General features: G+C 59.4%; 14 protein-coding genes. 4 read left to right on the top strand and 10 right to left on the bottom strand.

The window, feature by feature from the left end; all coding sequences use genetic code 11:
* Window positions 1-25: 25 nt before the first annotated feature.
* Window positions 26-1024 carry a beta-N-acetylhexosaminidase gene (gene nagZ / locus AACY36_RS11790; RefSeq protein WP_339415046.1) on the bottom strand — a complete coding sequence of 333 codons (999 nt, stop codon included), beginning with the start codon at window positions 1022-1024 and terminating at the stop codon, window positions 26-28.
* A 156-nt stretch (window positions 1025-1180) separates the two neighbouring features.
* A complete protein-coding gene (locus AACY36_RS11785) occupies window positions 1181-1888 on the bottom strand; it encodes a TetR/AcrR family transcriptional regulator (protein ID WP_339414868.1) in 708 nt (235 codons plus the stop codon).
* Between the two features lie 263 nt (window positions 1889-2151).
* Between AACY36_RS11785 and lexA the strand changes: the two genes are divergently transcribed.
* Together lexA and sulA are read left to right on the top strand one after the other, a co-directional pair.
* A complete protein-coding gene (gene lexA, locus AACY36_RS11780) occupies window positions 2152-2760 on the top strand; it encodes a transcriptional repressor LexA (protein WP_003172575.1) in 609 nt (202 codons plus the stop codon).
* 10 nt (window positions 2761-2770) lie between these two features.
* The gene (gene sulA, locus AACY36_RS11775; RefSeq protein ID WP_339414869.1) at window positions 2771-3244 is read left to right on the top strand and encodes an SOS-induced cell division inhibitor SulA; all 474 of its coding nucleotides are present in this window, start codon (window positions 2771-2773) and stop codon (window positions 3242-3244) included.
* A 189-nt stretch (window positions 3245-3433) separates the two neighbouring features.
* Here the strand turns inward: sulA and AACY36_RS11770 are convergent, their stop codons facing one another.
* The 7 genes from AACY36_RS11770 to AACY36_RS11740 all read right to left on the bottom strand — a co-directional run bounded on the left by AACY36_RS11770 (window position 3434) and on the right by AACY36_RS11740 (window position 11821).
* Window positions 3434-3667 (bottom strand): hypothetical protein, encoded by a 234-nt coding sequence (locus tag AACY36_RS11770; protein WP_010212068.1) that lies wholly within the window; start codon window positions 3665-3667, stop codon window positions 3434-3436.
* Window positions 3668-3829: 162 nt separating this feature from the next.
* The gene (locus tag AACY36_RS11765) at window positions 3830-4351 is read right to left on the bottom strand and encodes a DUF6586 family protein (protein ID WP_339414870.1); all 522 of its coding nucleotides are present in this window, start codon (window positions 4349-4351) and stop codon (window positions 3830-3832) included.
* Between the two features lie 125 nt (window positions 4352-4476).
* On the bottom strand, window positions 4477-7098 hold the full coding sequence (gene topA, locus AACY36_RS11760) for a type I DNA topoisomerase (RefSeq protein WP_065874836.1): 2622 nt from the start codon (window positions 7096-7098) through the stop codon (window positions 4477-4479).
* 114 nt (window positions 7099-7212) lie between these two features.
* Complete coding sequence (locus AACY36_RS11755) at window positions 7213-7449, bottom strand: DUF1653 domain-containing protein (RefSeq protein WP_339414871.1); 237 nt, start codon at window positions 7447-7449, stop codon at window positions 7213-7215.
* Between the two features lie 97 nt (window positions 7450-7546).
* The gene (gene fadA, locus AACY36_RS11750) at window positions 7547-8722 is read right to left on the bottom strand and encodes an acetyl-CoA C-acyltransferase FadA (RefSeq protein ID WP_026136849.1); all 1176 of its coding nucleotides are present in this window, start codon (window positions 8720-8722) and stop codon (window positions 7547-7549) included.
* A 29-nt stretch (window positions 8723-8751) separates the two neighbouring features.
* Window positions 8752-10899, bottom strand: a complete 2148-nt coding sequence (fadB, locus tag AACY36_RS11745) for a fatty acid oxidation complex subunit alpha FadB (protein WP_339414872.1) — start codon at window positions 10897-10899, stop codon at window positions 8752-8754.
* A gap of 484 nt (window positions 10900-11383) precedes the next feature.
* Entirely contained in the window at window positions 11384-11821 is a 438-nt protein-coding gene (locus AACY36_RS11740) for a hypothetical protein (protein ID WP_339414873.1), read from the bottom strand.
* A 103-nt stretch (window positions 11822-11924) separates the two neighbouring features.
* Between AACY36_RS11740 and AACY36_RS11735 the strand changes: the two genes are divergently transcribed.
* A complete protein-coding gene (locus AACY36_RS11735) occupies window positions 11925-12365 on the top strand; it encodes a universal stress protein (protein ID WP_049709433.1) in 441 nt (146 codons plus the stop codon).
* A 182-nt stretch (window positions 12366-12547) separates the two neighbouring features.
* On the opposite strand, the gene AACY36_RS11730 is transcribed toward AACY36_RS11735, so the two are convergent.
* Complete coding sequence (locus tag AACY36_RS11730) at window positions 12548-14467, bottom strand: ATP-binding cassette domain-containing protein (RefSeq protein WP_314563559.1); 1920 nt, start codon at window positions 14465-14467, stop codon at window positions 12548-12550.
* 213 nt (window positions 14468-14680) lie between these two features.
* Between AACY36_RS11730 and AACY36_RS11725 the strand changes: the two genes are divergently transcribed.
* Window positions 14681-16609, top strand: a complete 1929-nt coding sequence (locus AACY36_RS11725; protein ID WP_339414874.1) for a transglycosylase SLT domain-containing protein — start codon at window positions 14681-14683, stop codon at window positions 16607-16609.
* Window positions 16610-16659: the final 50 nt, after the last annotated feature.

The following is a 16659-nucleotide window of genomic DNA, read 5'->3' as shown; positions in this document are numbered from 1 at the left end:
GCCTGCGATAGCCACGACGCGGTTCTCAGCCGATCAACTGAGCATCCCGCAACGCGGTAAGCGCCGCCAACCACCGCGGATCCTGCTTGTAATCCGTCGAAGCAATCGCCTGCCCCCGCATCCGCGCAATGCGCGCCGATGGGGTGACCTTCATCCGCTGAGCGGCCGTCAGTGCCAACTCAGCCGCCGCCCGATCATTGCACACCAGCCCCATATCACAACCAGCCGTCAACGCGGCTTCAATCCGGCTGGCCGCGTCACCGACCACATGTGCACCGGCCATCGACAGGTCATCGCTGAAAATCACCCCATCAAACTGCAATTCGCCGCGCAAAATATCCTGCAACCATCGACGCGAAAAGCCAGCTGGCTGAGCGTCAACCTGCGGGTAAATAACATGCGCCGGCATCACCGCCGCCAACTGCTTGCTCAGGCGCGCGAACGGCACCAGGTCATTCGTGCGAATCTCTTCCAGGCTACGTTCGTCATTGGGAATCGCCACGTGGGAATCAGCCTCAGCCCAACCGTGGCCCGGGAAGTGTTTGCCTGTAGCAGCCATGCCGGCGCTGTTCATGCCACGGATAAAGGCACCGGCCAGCACGGCGGCGCGCTCGGGGTCGCCTTCGAAGGAACGGGTGCCGACGACTGCGCTGCGTTGATAGTCCAGGTCGAGCACCGGGGCGAAGCTCAGGTCGAGGCCCACGGCCAGTACTTCAGTCGCCATGACCCAACCGCACTGCTCGGCCAAGTACTCGGCATTCGGGTTATCCGCCAGCGCACGCATGGCCGGCAGGCGCACAAAACCCTGGCGCAGGCGCTGTACACGACCGCCTTCCTGATCGACAGCCAGCAGCAGATCCGGGCGTACGGCACGAATTGCCGCGCTCAATTCACGCACCTGGCGCGGGTGCTCGATATTACGCGCGAAAATGATCAGGCCGCCCACTTCAGGCTGGCGCAGCAGGTGGCGGTCCTCGGCCGTCAGCCAGGTACCGGCAATGTCGACCATCAAAGAACCTTGCAGGGCAGCAGTCATAAACCTTCCTTAAATAACGCACGCAACCCGTTGCCCTCACGCGGCGCGAATGGCGCGGTGAGCACAACGGGTTGCGAATAAATAGCTGAAATCGGCATGGCGGCTAGCTTAGCGGATGCAAGTGGCCTCGCACACCCGGGGCGGTCAAACCTTGGCGACAGCCGGCGTGGTTTTACTGCGCGGACGCAATTGGGCGGCGGCCATGGTCGGGTCGGCCACGCCGGTTTCGGCACGCATGCCGGCGGCGAGGAATGGCACCATGAGGCGCATGACCTGTTCGATGGAGGTGTTGACGCCGAAATCGGTCTCGGCAATAGCCCGCAATGCCTTGATCCCGGACATGCTGAACGCTGCGGCACCGAGCATGAAGTGCACGCGCCAGAACAGTTCGATGGGCGGAATGCGCGGGGCGGCTTCGTTGACCAGCAACATATAGCGACGAAATACCTTGCCGTACATGTCTTCCAGATAACGTCGCAAGTGACCCTGGCTCTGGCTGAACGCCAGGCCCAGCAGCCGCATGAAGATCGACAGGTCGTTGCCGCTGCGCGGTTGAACCACCAGGGCTTGTTCAACCAGGATTTCCAGCAGGTCTTCGAGGGTAGGCTTGTGATCAGCCTTGGCCTGGCGGCGCTCCAACTCACGGTCGAGGCTGGCGCAGAACGGCCCCAGAAAGCGCGAGAACACCGCCTGGATCAGGGCCTTTTTCGAGCCGAAATGGTAGTTCACTGCAGCAAGGTTGACCCCAGCCTTGCTGGTGATCAGCCGCAATGAAGTTTCAGCAAATCCTTTTTCCGCGAACAATTGCTCGGCAGCATCGAGAATGCGTTCAACGGTTTCCGACTGGGCCATGGCTACTCCGCCTGACAAACACTTGTTTGAAACATACGTTTCAGACTGTGTCTTGTCAAGCCTGCGGGTTCGCTTTCCGGCCGGGCAGTCATGTAGTTCATCGCTATTTAATCACATCCCTAACGGTCTGTAGGCAGCGCTATCTCTGCCTTGTGGGAAGCATGCCCGATGACCGTCCAGCGGAGTGGTAGAAAAGGATGATTGCCAAGCGCAGTCCACTGTATATAATCCCAGTCACTGTATAAAAAGACAGAGCGATCAACATGCTAAAACTGACGCCACGCCAAGCTGAGATTCTGGCTTTTATCAAGCGCTGCCTTGATGACAACGGCTACCCGCCGACGCGAGCGGAAATTGCGCTGGAACTGGGGTTCAAGTCCCCCAACGCCGCCGAAGAACACCTTAAGGCCCTCGCTCGCAAAGGCGCGATCGAGATGACCCCAGGTGCATCACGCGGTATTCGCATCCCTGGCTTCGAAGCCAAGGCCGACGAATCGACCCTGCCGATCATCGGTCGCGTCGCCGCCGGCGCGCCAATCCTGGCGCAGCAGCACGTCGAGGAATCTTGCAACATCAACCCGACCTTCTTCCATCCTCGCGCCGATTACTTGTTGCGGGTCCATGGCATGAGCATGAAGGACGTGGGCATCTTCGACGGCGACCTGCTGGCCGTTCACACCACCCGCGAAGCCCGTAATGGCCAGATCGTCGTCGCCCGTATCGGCGATGAAGTCACCGTCAAACGCTTCAAGCGCGAAGGCAGCAAGGTCTGGCTCCTGGCCGAGAACCCTGAGTTCGCCCCGATTGAAGTGAACCTGAAAGATCAGGACCTGGTGATTGAAGGCTTGAGCGTCGGCGTCATTCGCCGCTAAAGGAGGCATCATGCAGCTCACCCATACCCCACAACACACACAACTGTCGCTGTTCGAGGCCTTCATGGCCCAACCCCTTGCGCCCATCCTCAAGGAAACGGTCGAGGCGCCTTGGAGCGCCGAGCCTGAGGCGTTCAGTGAATTGTCGTTGCGCGGTGCGGCGGGGAGTTGCCTGAGCCTGCTGGCGCCGATCCTGCGCGAATTGAGCGAAGAGCAGGACGCCCGCTGGCTGACGCTGATCGCTCCGCCGGCCAGCCTGACCCAGACCTGGTTGCGGGACGCCGGCCTCAACCGCGAGCGCATCCTGTTACTGCAACCGCGCGGTGCGCAAAGTGCCCAGCAGTTGACCTGCGAAGCCTTGCGCCTGGGCCGTAGCCATACGGTGGTGAGCTGGTTGAATCCGTTGAACGCTACCGCCAAGCAACAGTTGATCAGTGCGGCACGCGTTGGCGATGCGCAGAGCTTGAATATTCGATTGGGATAAATGTCGCGCAGCCCTTTGATAGAAGGGCGTGTGTAGTGAGCGGGCTTGTCAAATCGTCGCACCGCCCGCGATGGGCTGCGAAGCGGCCCTGAATAGATTGATGCGATATATCAGATATTCTACGGTGGTCGGTTTTTGGACCGCTTCGCAGCCCTGCGTGAGCAAGCTCGCTCACTACAACGCCGGGACTCAGTGAAGCACCCGCGGCCCATCTTCTTTCTCCGGTTCGCCTTCAGCCAAGCGACCTGCCATCTGTACACCCACGCTCAACATGGCTTTAGCCACTTCCACGTGCTGGCCCTGCAGGAACACCTTGGCGTCCTCGGAAAAATCCAGAATAACCAGAGAACCTTCGTCCTCAGCCCGGCGCAGCTCGATTCGGCCGTCAGGCAACTCAACAATTTCCAGAAAGGACGTCGGCATAAAAGTCTGTTCTCCACGAAAGACGGGAATTATATCAGTCATCCACCCAACCCCGCTGACGATCTGGACAGGTTTCTTTACGGCTTGATGAACGGTGCAGAGCTGACTCGATTCGAATGTGGGAGCGGCAGTTCAACCCTCCCATATTTTAATCGAGCCCTCTCAGCACTCGCTCAGACCTTCGCGATAGCGCAGCGCCAGTTTTTTCAGCTCCTGGCGCCAGCCTTCCAACTCTTCCCGGCTCAACGGCTTGGGTTCGTCCTCTTCAACTGCCACCGCCACGATCAGCGGCTGGGTCACGTCACCCTTGGGCACGTGGGGAACACGCGGCGGCTGGAACATGTCGGCATGCGCCTTGAGCAAGCGCGCGATCCAGCTGTCGGGGCTTTGCGCCATTTCCACCAGCTCGGCCAGTTCCGGGATCGCCATTGTGTCGAGCACGTCGCGGCTAATGATCATTTCTGCGCGCGGCGAACCGGCCTGCGGCAGACGGTAAAACCCGGCGATTTCATGGCACAGACCCAACAAGGCACCGTACAGGTGGAACAACGCGGCTTCACGCCCCGCCTGGACGAGCGCAATGGCATTCATCTCTTTCCCTTCCTCGGCGCGGCCAAGGGCTTCCAGGGACAAACCCGCGAAGTAAATTTTCTGATTGGTACGGGTATAGAGTTCGTTGGCCATGCGGCAGTCTCCACAACGAATAAGCGTGATGCTGGCTTAACAGTGTTACGGATCAGCCGAGCGCACTGCAAGCGCAAAAAAAGGCCGCCTGTGCAGGCGGCCTTTGTATTTAGCGGATCAGTCGATCAAGCGCCCTGGCGCTTGTCTTCGACCTTCCACTTGCCGCCGTCGTAGAACGCTTTCCAGCCGGTAGGCTTGCCGTCCACTTCCGACTGCACGTACTGCTCCTTGGTCTTGCGGCTATAGCGGATCACGGCTGGGCGACCATCCGGGTCCTTCTTCGGCGCTTCACACAGGAAGTGGTACTTAGGGTCGATCTCATCCTTGTGCGGCACGATCTCAAGCACCAGCGGCGCACGGGTCTCGCGGTTTTTCGGGAACTGGCTGGCAGCCAGGAACAGCCCCGAAGCGCCGTCACGCAGGATGTAGGTGTCGTTGACCTTCTCGCACTTGAGTTCAGGCATCTTCACCGGGTCCATCTTCGGCGGCGCCGCGTCACCGCTTTTCAGCAGTTTGCGGGTGTTCTTACAGGTCGGGTTAGTGCAACCGAAGAACTTGCCGAAACGGCCGGTCTTGAGCTGCATTTCACTGCCGCACTTATCGCATTCCAGGCTCGGGCCCTCGTAGCCCTTGATGCGATAAGTGCCCTCTTCGATCTCGTAGCCGTTGCAATCCGGGTTGTTACCGCAGATGTGCAGCTTGTGTTTCTCATCCAGCAGGTAGGCGTCCATCGCCGTGCTGCAGATCGGGCAGCGGTGCTTGCCACGCAGTACCAGCGACTCGGATTCACCCTCATCGTCGGCCGCGATTTCATCACCTGGCACCAGGTTAACGGTGGCCTTGCAGCGTTCTTTCGGCGGCAGGCTGTAGCCCGAGCAACCGAGGAACACGCCAGTGGACGCCGTACGAATTTGCATCGGGCGGCCGCAGGTCAGGCACGGGATGTCGGTCATCACAGGCTGGTTGGCGCGCATGCCGCTCTCAGGGCTTTCTGCTACTTCGAGCTTCTTCTTGAAGTCGCCGTAAAACTCGTCCAGCACATTTTTCCAGTCGCGTTCGCCCTGGGCCACGTCATCGAGGTTCTCTTCCATGCCGGCGGTGAAGCCGTAGTCCATGAGGTTAGAGAAGCTCTCGGACAGGCGCTCAGTGACGATATCGCCCATCTTTTCCGAGTAGAAACGACGGTTATGCAGCGCAACGTAGCCACGATCCTGGATGGTCGAGATGATCGCTGCATAGGTCGAAGGACGACCGATACCGCGCTTCTCCATCTCTTTCACCAGGCTGGCTTCCGAATAACGCGCCGGCGGCTTGGTGAAATGCTGGGACGGGTCGAGCTTGATCAGCTTCAGCGTATCGCCCTGAGCCATATCCGGCAGCACGTCGTCATCGCCAGGCTTGGCGATCTGCGGCATCACACGGGTATAGCCGTCGAACTTGAGGATACGCCCCTTGGCACGCAGCTCGAAGTCACCAGCGCCCACGCTCACGGTGGTGGACAGGTATTGCGCCGGCAGCATCTGGCACGCCAGGAACTGGCGCCAGATCAGCTCGTAGAGGCGCTCAGCGTCGCGCTCCATGCCGCTCAGCTTGCTCGGCTCAGTGTTGGCGTCGGAAGGACGAATCGCTTCGTGAGCCTCCTGTGCGCCTTCCTTGCTGCTGTAGACGTTCGGCTTCTCCGGCAGGTACTTCTTGCCGAACTCGGTTTCAATATAAGTACGCGCCATCGCCACCGCGTCTTGCGACAGGTTGGTGGAGTCAGTACGCATATAAGTGATGTAGCCGGCCTCGTAAAGACGCTGGGCCATCATCATGGTTTTCTTCACACCAAAGCCCAGGCGGTTGCTCGCGGCCTGCTGCAGGGTGGAGGTGATGAACGGTGCCGACGGCTTGCTGCTGGTCGGTTTGTCTTCACGCTTGACGATGCTGTAGCTGGAAGCCTTGAGCTTTTCCAGCGCGGCCATGGCCTGGGCTTCGTTCAGCGGCTTGAAGGCCTCGCCTTTCTCACGGGCCACTTCAAAGCGCACATTGGCGCCCTTGGCAGTGCCGAGGTCGGCGTGGACTTCCCAATATTCTTCGGGGTTGAACGCACGGATTTCGCGCTCACGCTCCACCACCAGCTTTACCGCAACCGATTGCACACGGCCAGCGGACAAGCCACGGGCGATCTTCGCCCACAGCAGCGGCGAGACCATATAGCCCACGACGCGGTCGAGGAAACGCCGGGCCTGCTGGGCGTTGACGCGGTCGATATCCAGCTCGCCCGGCTTGGAGAAGGCTTCCTGGATGGCTTTCTTGGTGATTTCGTTGAACACCACACGCTTGTAGCGGCTGTCATCACCGCCGATGGCTTCCCGCAGGTGCCAGGCAATGGCTTCCCCTTCGCGGTCCAAGTCCGTCGCGAGATAGATGGTGTCAGCATCCTTGGCGAGCCGGCGCAGCTCCTCAATGACCTTTTCCTTGCCTGGAAGGATTTCGTACTTGGCCTTCCAGCCATGATCCGGGTCCACACCCATGCGCGAGACCAGTTGCTTGCGCGCTTTCTCTTTAGGCGTGAGCACCGGACCTTCGCCCGCGGCCGCCTTGCCGCGCTTGGCGGCAGGCTCCTTGCTGGCGCTAGCCGAACCGCTGGTGGGCAGGTCTCGGATATGGCCGATACTCGACTTCACCACGTACTCGTTGCCCAAGTACTTGTTGATGGTCTTGGCCTTAGCCGGGGATTCCACAATGACCAGCGATTTGCCCATGGATCGGAAAATTCCTGAATTCGAGAAGAGAAAGGCAGTTGGCGCCTGTCGCGGCAACGCTATATATAGTGGCAACAAGGTGAGGTCAAGCGCAGCATTCTGCGCGACCTGCCGTTATTGCCCGAAAAAAAGACTCGGTTCGGCCTGGACCAGAGCAAAGCGCGGGACCTGCTCGCCGTCAACTTCGACGCTCTCCAGGAACATGCTCAATGGGCGCACCCAAAAGCCGTAATCGCCATACAGTGCTTGGTAAAACACCACTTCTTCTTCAGTCTCGGAATGCCGTGCCACATTAAAAACACGGTACTGCGGACCTTTATAATGTTGGTAGAGCCCTGGTTCGACTTTCATGCTCTGGCCCTCTTACAAAATGTGTTGAAAAAAAATATTAAAAATTCCAAAAAACAAAAACCGGGGCACTGGGCCCCGGCTTCCGTCAACCCAACGCTTAAACGCGTTCGAAGACGGTCGAAATGCCTTGGCCGAGACCAATGCACATGGTTGCAACCCCGAGGTTGCCGCCATTTTGCTTCATCACGTTAAGCAAAGTGCCGGAGATACGCGCACCGGAGCAACCGAACGGGTGGCCCAGGGCAATCGCACCGCCATGCAGGTTAACCTTCTCGTTCATCTTGTCGAGCACTTTCAAATCTTTCAGCACTGGCAGGGCCTGTGCGGCGAAAGCTTCGTTGAGCTCGAAGAAGTCGATATCGGAGATAGTCAGGCCTGCGCGCTTCAAGGCTTTTTGTGTGGCCGGTACTGGACCATAGCCCATGATCGCCGGGTCCACACCCGCCACGGCCATCGAACGGATCACGGCCAGCGGCTGAATACCCAGGTCCTGGGCACGCTGCGCCGACATCACGATCATGCACGAAGCACCGTCGGTGATTTGCGACGACGTACCGGCTGTCACGGTGCCGCCCTTTGGATTGAAGGCAGGCTTGAGGGCCGCCAGGCTTTCCAGGGTGGTGTCCGGACGAATGGTTTCGTCATAGTCGAACAATTTCAGGAAACCGTTCTCGTCGTAGCCGTTCATCGGGATGATTTCATCCTTGAACTTGCCTTCCACGGTCGCCTTGTGAGCGAGTTGGTGGGAGCGCACGCCGAACGCGTCCTGGGCTTCACGGGTAATGCCGTGCATTTTGCCAAGCATTTCCGCAGTCAAACCCATCATGCCCGAGGCTTTGGCTGCGTACAGCGACATGTGCGGGTTAGGGTCGACGCCGTGCATCATGCTGACGTGGCCCATATGCTCCACGCCACCGACCACGAACACATCACCGTTGCCGGTCATGATTGCCTGGGCGGCAGTGTGCAGCGCGCTCATCGACGAGCCACACAGGCGGCTCACGGTCTGGCCGGCCGCGGTGTGCGGGATCTGGGTCATCAGCGACGCCATGCGCGCGATGTTCCAGCCCTGCTCCAGCGTCTGGTTGACACAGCCCCAGATCACGTCTTCGACTTCGTTCGGGTCAACCTTGACGTTACGTTCCAGCAATTTGCTGATCAGGTGCGCCGACATGTCTTCGGCACGGGTATTGCGGTGCATGCCGCCCTTGGAGCGGCCCATCGGCGTGCGACCGAAGTCGACAATCACCACGTCTCTTGGATTCAAGCTCATAAATATTCTCGCTCTAGTCGTCTGGGCGCTTAACCGAAGAAGCTCTGGCCATTTTTGGCCATTTCACGCAGCTTCTCGGTCGGGTGGTACAGCGGGCCCAAATCAGCGTACTGATCAGCCAGGGCAACGAACTCGGCCACACCGATCGAGTCGATGTAACGCAGCGCACCACCACGGAATGGAGGGAAACCAATACCGTACACCAGGCCCATATCGGCTTCGGCGGCGGTTTCGACGATGCCATCTTCCAGGCAGCGCACGGTTTCCAGGCACAGGGCGATCATCATCCAGTTGATAATGTCTTCGTCCGACACCTCACGCTGTTCGTAGATGACCGGAGCCAGCACTTCGTGCACCGACGGGTCGGCCACTTTCTTCTGCTTGCCCTTCTTGTCGGCCTCGTAGGCGTAGAAGCCCTTGCCGTTCTTCTGGCCCAGGCGCTTGGCGTCGTAGAGCGCGTCGATCGCCGAACGGCGGTCGTCTTTCATGCGGTCCGGGAAGCCTTCAGCCATTACGTCACGACCGTGGTGGCCAGTGTCGATGCCGACCACGTCCATCAGGTACGCCGGGCCCATTGGCCAGCCGAATTTTTCCATGACTTTGTCAATGCGCACAAAGTCCACACCGGCGCTGACCAACTTGGCGAAACCGCCGAAGTACGGGAACAGCACGCGGTTGACCAGGAAGCCCGGGCAGTCATTGACTACGATCGGGTTCTTACCCATTTTCTTGGCGTAGGCAACGGTGGTGGCAACAGCCTGCTCGCTGGATTTCTCGCCACGGATCACTTCCACCAGCGGCATCATGTGCACCGGGTTGAAGAAGTGCATGCCCACGAAGTTTTCCGGACGCTTGAGGGCCTTGGCCAACAAGCTGATGGAAATAGTCGAGGTGTTCGAGGCCAGGATGGTGTCGTCCTTAACCTGGGCTTCCACTTCTGCCAGTACGGCTTGCTTGACCTTCGGGTTCTCGACAACCGCTTCAACCACCAGGTCGACGTGGCCGAAATCGCCATAGGACAGCGTAGGACGAATGCCGTTAAGCACTTCAGCCATCTTCGCGGCGGTCATGCGACCTTTGTCCACGCGGCCGACCAGCAGCTTGGCGGCTTCCGCCAGGCCTTGCTCGATGCCATGTTCGTTGATGTCTTTCATCAGGATCGGCGTGCCTTTGGACGCCGATTGATAGGCGATACCGCCGCCCATGATACCGGCGCCGAGTACGGCAGCCTGGTTCACGTCCTTGGCGATTTCGTCGTAGGCCTTGGCCTTTTTCTTCAACTCCTGGTCGTTCAGGAACAGGCCGATCAGGCTCTGGGCCGCCGAGGTTTTCGCCAGTTTGACGAAGCCTGCCGCTTCCACTTCCAGGGCTTTGTCGCGACCGAAGTTCGCGGCCTTCTGGATGGTCTTGATCGCTTCAACCGGCGCCGGGTAGTTCGGGCCGGCCTGGCCAGCCACAAAACCTTTGGCGGTTTCGAACGACATCATTTGTTCGATGGCGTTGAGCTTGAGCTTTTCCAGCTTCGGCTGACGCTTGGCCTTGTAGTCAAACTCGCCACTGATGGCGCCCTTGATCAGGCTCAGTGCCGCTTCGGCCAGTTTGTCCGGGGCAACCACGGCGTCGACGGCACCGACTTTCAGCGCGTCTTCAGCACGGTTTTCCTTGCCGGCAGCGATCCACTCGATGGCGTTGTCGGCACCGATCAGGCGCGGCAAGCGTACGGTGCCGCCGAAACCTGGGTAGATGCCCAGTTTGACTTCAGGCAGGCCGATTTTGGCAGTGGCCGACATGACGCGGAAGTCCGCTGCCAGGCACATTTCCAGGCCACCGCCCAACGCGATGCCATTGATCGCGGCGACGGTCGGTACGTTGAGGTCTTCGAAATCACTGAAAATCTTGTTGGCTTCGAGGTTGCCAGCCACCAGCTCGGCATCGGGCAGCTTGAAGTTCTCGACGAATTCGGTGATGTCAGCGCCGACGATAAACACGTCCTTGCCGCTGGAGACGATCACACCTTTGATCGATGCATCAGCCTTGATGGCGTCTACGGCCTGACGCAGTTCATTCAGGGTTAGACGGTTGAACTTGTTGACGGACTCACCCTTGAGGTCGAATTTCAATTCGACGATGCCACTTTCAAGAGCCTTAACCGTGATGGCTTTACCTTCGTAAATCATCAACTGATCTCCACGATATGGAAGCTGAACAGTACACATTGAACGCTGGCGAAACGGCGTGAGCATTGATGATTTCGTCAATGTTAAAGCCCATCCGCCAGGCACACCCGCCAATGCGATAGTCGGGATTCTGTATGAGTCGTCTGACAGACAAACGCTCAATTCATACGCCCGTTTGATTTGGGTATGCCACCTTCATCCAATTCCGGGCAATTGTCAATCGCTCGAAAGGCTAGGAAAAACGCGACTTTCCAGTCATTTCAGAACCCGAGTCATAGACCCGCAACCCGTCAATATTCAGCTATTCACTCAATCAATAATAGAAAACATACGGGAAAAGGCTGCACAGAATGGGATATGCCGCTAGGCTAGCGACAACCGTAACGCGCCTGGATGAACATCCGACGCGGAAAACACAGATTACCGGCCTGCCTGGCCAACTCCAGCCCGATGAGATGTCGGGCTTTTTATGGCCGGCTGTTTATCAGGCCAGGGCTTTAAGCAGCGTATCAATCTCCTTCAGGACGCTCGCGTCGCCCTTCTCGCCCCAATACAGGGCGATCATTTGCTTGTCGGCCTCGATCTTGTAGACGTTGTCCGGCAGCTTCGCAAAATACGGCAACAACTTTTCATCGACGCACACTTCACGCCACTGATTCACCCATACCCCTGGTTCCAACTGCCAATAGCTCCAGAGCGCCGGCGTGCTGCCGCGCCGTGGCCGGCAATACTGCGCGCACGGGCTCGGCGGCTCATGCTTGAGCCAGTGCGGCCACGCCTGGGGCGACAGTTGCATGGCCAGGCCGATGCGGCGCGCCTCCATGCGCAGGGCCATGCGCCCGCTCTGATGGCGCGACGGGCGCAGCCATGCCAGAGGGCTCAGAACCACCACAAGGATTGACACCACTATCCAGACCGTCATATGTGTACTCCCGAATTTCGATGAGCGGATTTGACCTGACGCAACCGCATCCGCTTGAAAGCAGCCATACTGAATTTATTGCAGCCCCTTGGAGGAACGCCTCATGCCCTACAAACATATTCTGGTCGCTGTCGATCTGACCGAAGAGTGCGATCCGGTGATCAAGCGCGCGCAGGAATCTGCGTTGGCCAATGGCGCCATACTGTCGCTGGTGCATATCGTCGAGCCCATGGCCATGGCCTTTGGCGGTGACGTGCCGATGGACCTTTCCCAGTTGCAGCAACAACAATTTGACCAGGCCAAGGAGCGCCTGGACCGTTTGATTCTCAAATACCCGCACCTGAAAAAGGAAGACTGCCACCTGACATACGGCCAACCGCGCCAGGAAATCCACCACTTGGCCAAGGAAAAGGCTTGCGACTTGATCGTGGTGGGCAGCCATGGCCGGCACGGTTTGGCGTTGTTGCTGGGTTCTACTGCCAATGATGTCCTGCACGGCGCGCCGTGCGATGTATTGGCGGTGAAACTGGTGAAGAGCTCCTAATACCACTGAAAATCAACTGTGGGAGCTGGCTTGCCTGCGATAGCGGTGTGTCAGTCGCCAGGTGTATCAACTGACAGACTGCTATCGCAGGCAAGCCAGCGTCCACATTTAACTGTATTCCCCTATAAAAAACCCGGTGCTCACCTAAGTGAACACCGGGTTTTTTAATGCATTGGAATCACTCAGGCATCCAGCTCAGCCCAACGCTCAACCAACACTTCCAGCTCTTGGTTCAAGGTTTCCAGGGAAGCGATGACCTTGGCAGTTTCCGCCGCCGGACGCAGGTAGAAACCCGCGTCAGCCATGTCTGCTTCTACTGCCGCAATCTGCTTTTCCTTGGCTTCGATATCCGCTGGCAAGGCTTCCAACTCACGCTGCAGTTTGTAGCTGAGTTTTTTCTTGGCAGCCGGTGCGGCTTCCTGAGCGGGTGCAGCAGCGGCCACCGGGGCAACGACGGCAGAGGTCAAGTCGGCCTTGCCGGACTTGCTCTCGGTCACGCCCAACAGACGCGGCGAGCCGCCCTGGCGCAGCCAATCCTGGTAACCCCCGACGTATTCACGCACCTTGCCTTCACCTTCGAAGACCAGGGTGCTGGTGACCACGTTGTCGAGGAATGCCCGGTCGTGGCTCACCATCAGCACAGTGCCGTTGAAGGTCAGCAGGACTTCTTCCAACAGCTCGAGGGTCTCCACGTCGAGGTCGTTGGTCGGTTCGTCGAGTACCAGCAGGTTGGCCGGCTTGCTGAACAGCTTGGCCAGCAGCAGGCGCGCACGCTCGCCACCGGACAAGGCTTTCACGGGTGTACGCGCACGTTGCGGGCTGAACAGGAAGTCGCCCAGGTAACTGAGTACGTGCCGGCTCTGGCCGTCGATGTCAATAAAGTCGCGACCTTCGGCGACGTTGTCGATCACGGTCTTTTCCAGGTCCAACTGATGGCGCAACTGGTCGAAGTAGGCCACGTCGATGCGCGTGCCTTCTTCCACGCTGCCGCTGGTCGGCTGCAGACCATTGAGCATCAGCTTGAGCAAGGTGGTCTTGCCGGTACCGTTGGCACCCAGCAGACCGATACGGTCGCCGCGCGCCAGGACCATCGAGAAGTCCTTGATCAGGAACGGGCCGCCCGGGTGCGCGAAGCTCACGTTATCGAGGACCATTACCTGCTTGCCCGACTTGTCGGCGGTGTCCAGCTGGATGTTGGCCTTGCCGGTGCGCTCACGACGCTCGCTGCGCTCAACGCGCAGGGCTTTGAGGGCGCGTACGCGGCCTTCGTTACGGGTGCGCCGCGCCTTGATGCCTTGGCGGATCCAGACTTCTTCCTGGGCCAGTTTTTTGTCGAACAGCGCGTTGGCGGTTTCTTCAGCCGCCAGAGAGGCCTCTTTGTGCACCAGGAAGCTGGCGTAGTCGCCGTTCCAGTCGATCAGGCCGCCACGGTCCAGTTCGAGGATGCGCGTGGCCAGACTTTGCAGGAAGGCACGGTCGTGCGTGATAAACAGCACAGCGCCCTGGAAATCCTTGATGGCTTCTTCCAGCCAGGCGATGGCGCCGATGTCCAGGTGGTTGGTCGGTTCGTCGAGCAGTAGCAGGTCCGGCTCGGACACCAGGGCCTGGGCCAGCAACACGCGACGACGCCAGCCGCCGGACAACTCGGCGAGGGTCTTGTCGGCCGGCAGTTGCAGGCGGCTCAAGGTGCTGTCGACCAGTTGCTGCAAGCGCCAGCCGTCACGGGCTTCGAGGTCTTGCTGGACGTGCATCAGCTTGTCCAGGTCTTCTTCGGTGACACAGTTCTGCGCCAGGTGATGGTATTGCGCGAGCAACTCGCCCACGCCATCCAGGCCTTCGGCAACCACGTCGAACACTGTCCGTCCGTCGGCCACCGGCAATTCTTGCGGCAATTCGCCAATCTTGAGGCCCGGAGCGCGCCAAACAGAGCCGTCATCGGGCTTCTGGTCGCCTTTTACCAGCTTCATCATGCTGGATTTGCCGGTGCCGTTGCGGCCGATGATGCACACCCGCTCACCACGGGCGATCTGCCAGGACACCTTGTCCAACAACGGCATAGCGCCGAAAGCAAGGGACACATCGCTGAATTTGAGCAGGGTCATACGCTTCTCCAAAAACTGGGCGCGCATTCTACCTGAGTTGAGGGTGGGATGCGGCTGGCATTTTCGCTACCGACACGTTCTGTAGGACATTTCCAACGAACTTGAACCAACCGGCCTGCAAAGCTTTCACCGGTCGCGGGCAAAAGGCTAAGCTAGGGGCAATCAGTGTCGGCGATGCCGGTGCTAGTCGTGATTTCTCTGCACGGACGTCTCATGCGCAGCCGCCTTTTCAACTTTTTATCTTGTCTGCTTCTTTCCGCCACCGCCGCTCAATCCGCCCAGGCCGTGGACCTCACCACCCAACGTCAATATTACGATGAAGCCAAACGCGCCCTGGCCAAGGGCGATACCGGACCCTACATGCAATACAGCCAGGCCCTGGCGGACTATCCGCTGACGCCCTACCTGGCCTACGACGAACTGACCGCCCGCCTGAAAAACGCGAGTAACCAGGAGATCGAACAGTTCCTCGCCAAAAACGGCGACCTGCCCCAGGCCAACTGGATGAAGCTGCGCTGGTTGCGTTGGCTGGCCGAACGTGACGACTGGCAGACGTTTGAAAAGTATTACGACGCCAAGCTCAATTTTGTCGAACTGGACTGCCTGCATGGCCAGTACCAGCTCACTCACAATCTGAAAGCAGAAGGCTACAAGACTGCCGAAAAACTCTGGATGACCGGCAAGTCCCGACCGGCGGCCTGCGATGTCACCTTCGGGCAATGGGCGGCTGACGGCCAACTCACCGAACAGAAAATCTGGGCCCGCGCCAAGCTCGCCGCCGAAGCGCGCAACTACGCACTCGCCAACAGCCTGGTGAAAACCCTGCCAACCCTCGGCGTCCAAGGCCGCTTGATGGTGGATGTGGCGCAAAAGCCCGACATGCTCAGCGACCCATCACGCTTCCTGCCGGCCACCGAGGCCATGTCTGACGCCGTGGGGCTGGGCCTGCGACGCCTGGCACGCAAGGATCCGGACAAGGCCATGGCCCTGCTCGACGGCTACGCCAGCAGCATGCACTTCTCCCGTGACGAAAAAGTGTCGATCGCTCGAGAGATCGGCCTGACCCTTGCCAAGCGCTTCGACCCACGTGCGCTTGAAGTAATGACCAAGTACGACCCTGAGTTGCGCGACAACACCGTCTCCGAATGGCGCCTGCGCCTACTGTTGCGCCTGGCCCGCTGGGAAGATGCCTATCAGTTGACTCGCAAACTCCCACAAGACCTGGCGACCACCAACCGCTGGCGCTACTGGCAGGCCCGTAGCCTGGAGCTGGCCGAGCCGAAAAACCCCCAAGCACTGGTCTTGTACAAGAACCTGTCGCGGGAGCGCGATTTCTACGGTTTTCTCGCCGCTGACCGCTCCAAGGCGCCCTACCAGTTGAACAACAAGCCACTGGTGATGAGCAAGGCGCTGGTCAACAAGGTGCGCAACACGCCTGGCGTGCGCCGTGCGTTGGAGTTCTATGCGCGCGGCCAGATCGTCGATGGCCGCCGCGAGTGGTACCACGTCACCCGTCACTTCAACCGTGACGAGATGGTCGCCCAGGCCAAGCTGGCCTACGACATGAAGTGGTACTTCCCGGCCATCCGTACCATCAGCCAGGCGAAGTACTGGGACGACCTGGACATCCGCTTCCCAATGGCCCACCGCGACACCCTGGTGCGTGAGGCCAAGGTACGCGGCCTGCATTCGAGCTGGATATTCGCAATCACTCGCCAGGAAAGCGCCTTCATGGATGACGCCCGCTCCGGCGTCGGCGCCAGCGGCCTAATGCAACTGATGCCCGGCACCGCCAAGGAAACTGCGCGCAAGTTCAGCATCCCCCTGGCCTCCCAGGCCCAGGTGTTGGACCCGGACAAAAACATCCAGCTCGGCGCCGCCTACCTGAGCCAGGTGCACAGCCAGTTCAACGGCAACCGCGTCCTCGCCTCCGCCGCCTACAACGCCGGCCCTGGCCGTGTGCGTCGATGGCTGCGCGGTGCCGACCACTTGAGCTTCGATGTGTGGGTAGAAAGCATCCCGTTCGACGAAACCCGCCAGTATGTGCAGAACGTGCTGTCTTATTCGGTGATCTACGGGCAGAAGCTCAATTCACCGCAGCCGCTGGTGGATTGGCATGAGCGGTATTTTGATGATCAATGACCGGTAATGCCGGTCATGTAGGCGCTGTCGAGTAAAAAGAGGCTGCGCGC

This window comes from Pseudomonas sp. EA_15y_Pfl1_P101, assembly GCF_963970835.1.
Taxonomy (GTDB): domain Bacteria; phylum Pseudomonadota; class Gammaproteobacteria; order Pseudomonadales; family Pseudomonadaceae; genus Aquipseudomonas; species Aquipseudomonas tritici.
Note: the sequence above shows the minus strand (reverse complement) of the source record. Positions and strands in the feature narration are given on the sequence as shown.

Excerpts from the sequence above, each read along its gene's own strand:
- AACY36_RS11765 (WP_339414870.1), bottom strand. The coding sequence starts at position 4,351 with ATGGCCAACGAACTCTATACCCGTACCAATCAGAAAATTTACTTCGCG.
- fadA (WP_026136849.1), bottom strand. The coding sequence starts at position 8,722 with ATGAGCTTGAATCCAAGAGACGTGGTGATTGTCGACTTCGGTCGCACG.
- AACY36_RS11725 (WP_339414874.1), top strand. The coding sequence starts at position 14,681 with ATGCGCAGCCGCCTTTTCAACTTTTTATCTTGTCTGCTTCTTTCCGCC.
- AACY36_RS11735 (WP_049709433.1), top strand. The coding sequence starts at position 11,925 with ATGCCCTACAAACATATTCTGGTCGCTGTCGATCTGACCGAAGAGTGC.
- topA (WP_065874836.1), bottom strand. The coding sequence starts at position 7,098 with ATGGGCAAATCGCTGGTCATTGTGGAATCCCCGGCTAAGGCCAAGACC.
- AACY36_RS11755 (WP_339414871.1), bottom strand. The coding sequence starts at position 7,449 with ATGAAAGTCGAACCAGGGCTCTACCAACATTATAAAGGTCCGCAGTAC.
- fadB (WP_339414872.1), bottom strand. The coding sequence starts at position 10,899 with ATGATTTACGAAGGTAAAGCCATCACGGTTAAGGCTCTTGAAAGTGGC.
- lexA (WP_003172575.1), top strand. The coding sequence starts at position 2,152 with ATGCTAAAACTGACGCCACGCCAAGCTGAGATTCTGGCTTTTATCAAG.
- AACY36_RS11785 (WP_339414868.1), bottom strand. The coding sequence starts at position 1,888 with ATGGCCCAGTCGGAAACCGTTGAACGCATTCTCGATGCTGCCGAGCAA.
- AACY36_RS11730 (WP_314563559.1), bottom strand. The coding sequence starts at position 14,467 with ATGACCCTGCTCAAATTCAGCGATGTGTCCCTTGCTTTCGGCGCTATG.
- AACY36_RS11740 (WP_339414873.1), bottom strand. The coding sequence starts at position 11,821 with ATGACGGTCTGGATAGTGGTGTCAATCCTTGTGGTGGTTCTGAGCCCT.
- AACY36_RS11770 (WP_010212068.1), bottom strand. The coding sequence starts at position 3,667 with ATGCCGACGTCCTTTCTGGAAATTGTTGAGTTGCCTGACGGCCGAATC.
- sulA (WP_339414869.1), top strand. The coding sequence starts at position 2,771 with ATGCAGCTCACCCATACCCCACAACACACACAACTGTCGCTGTTCGAG.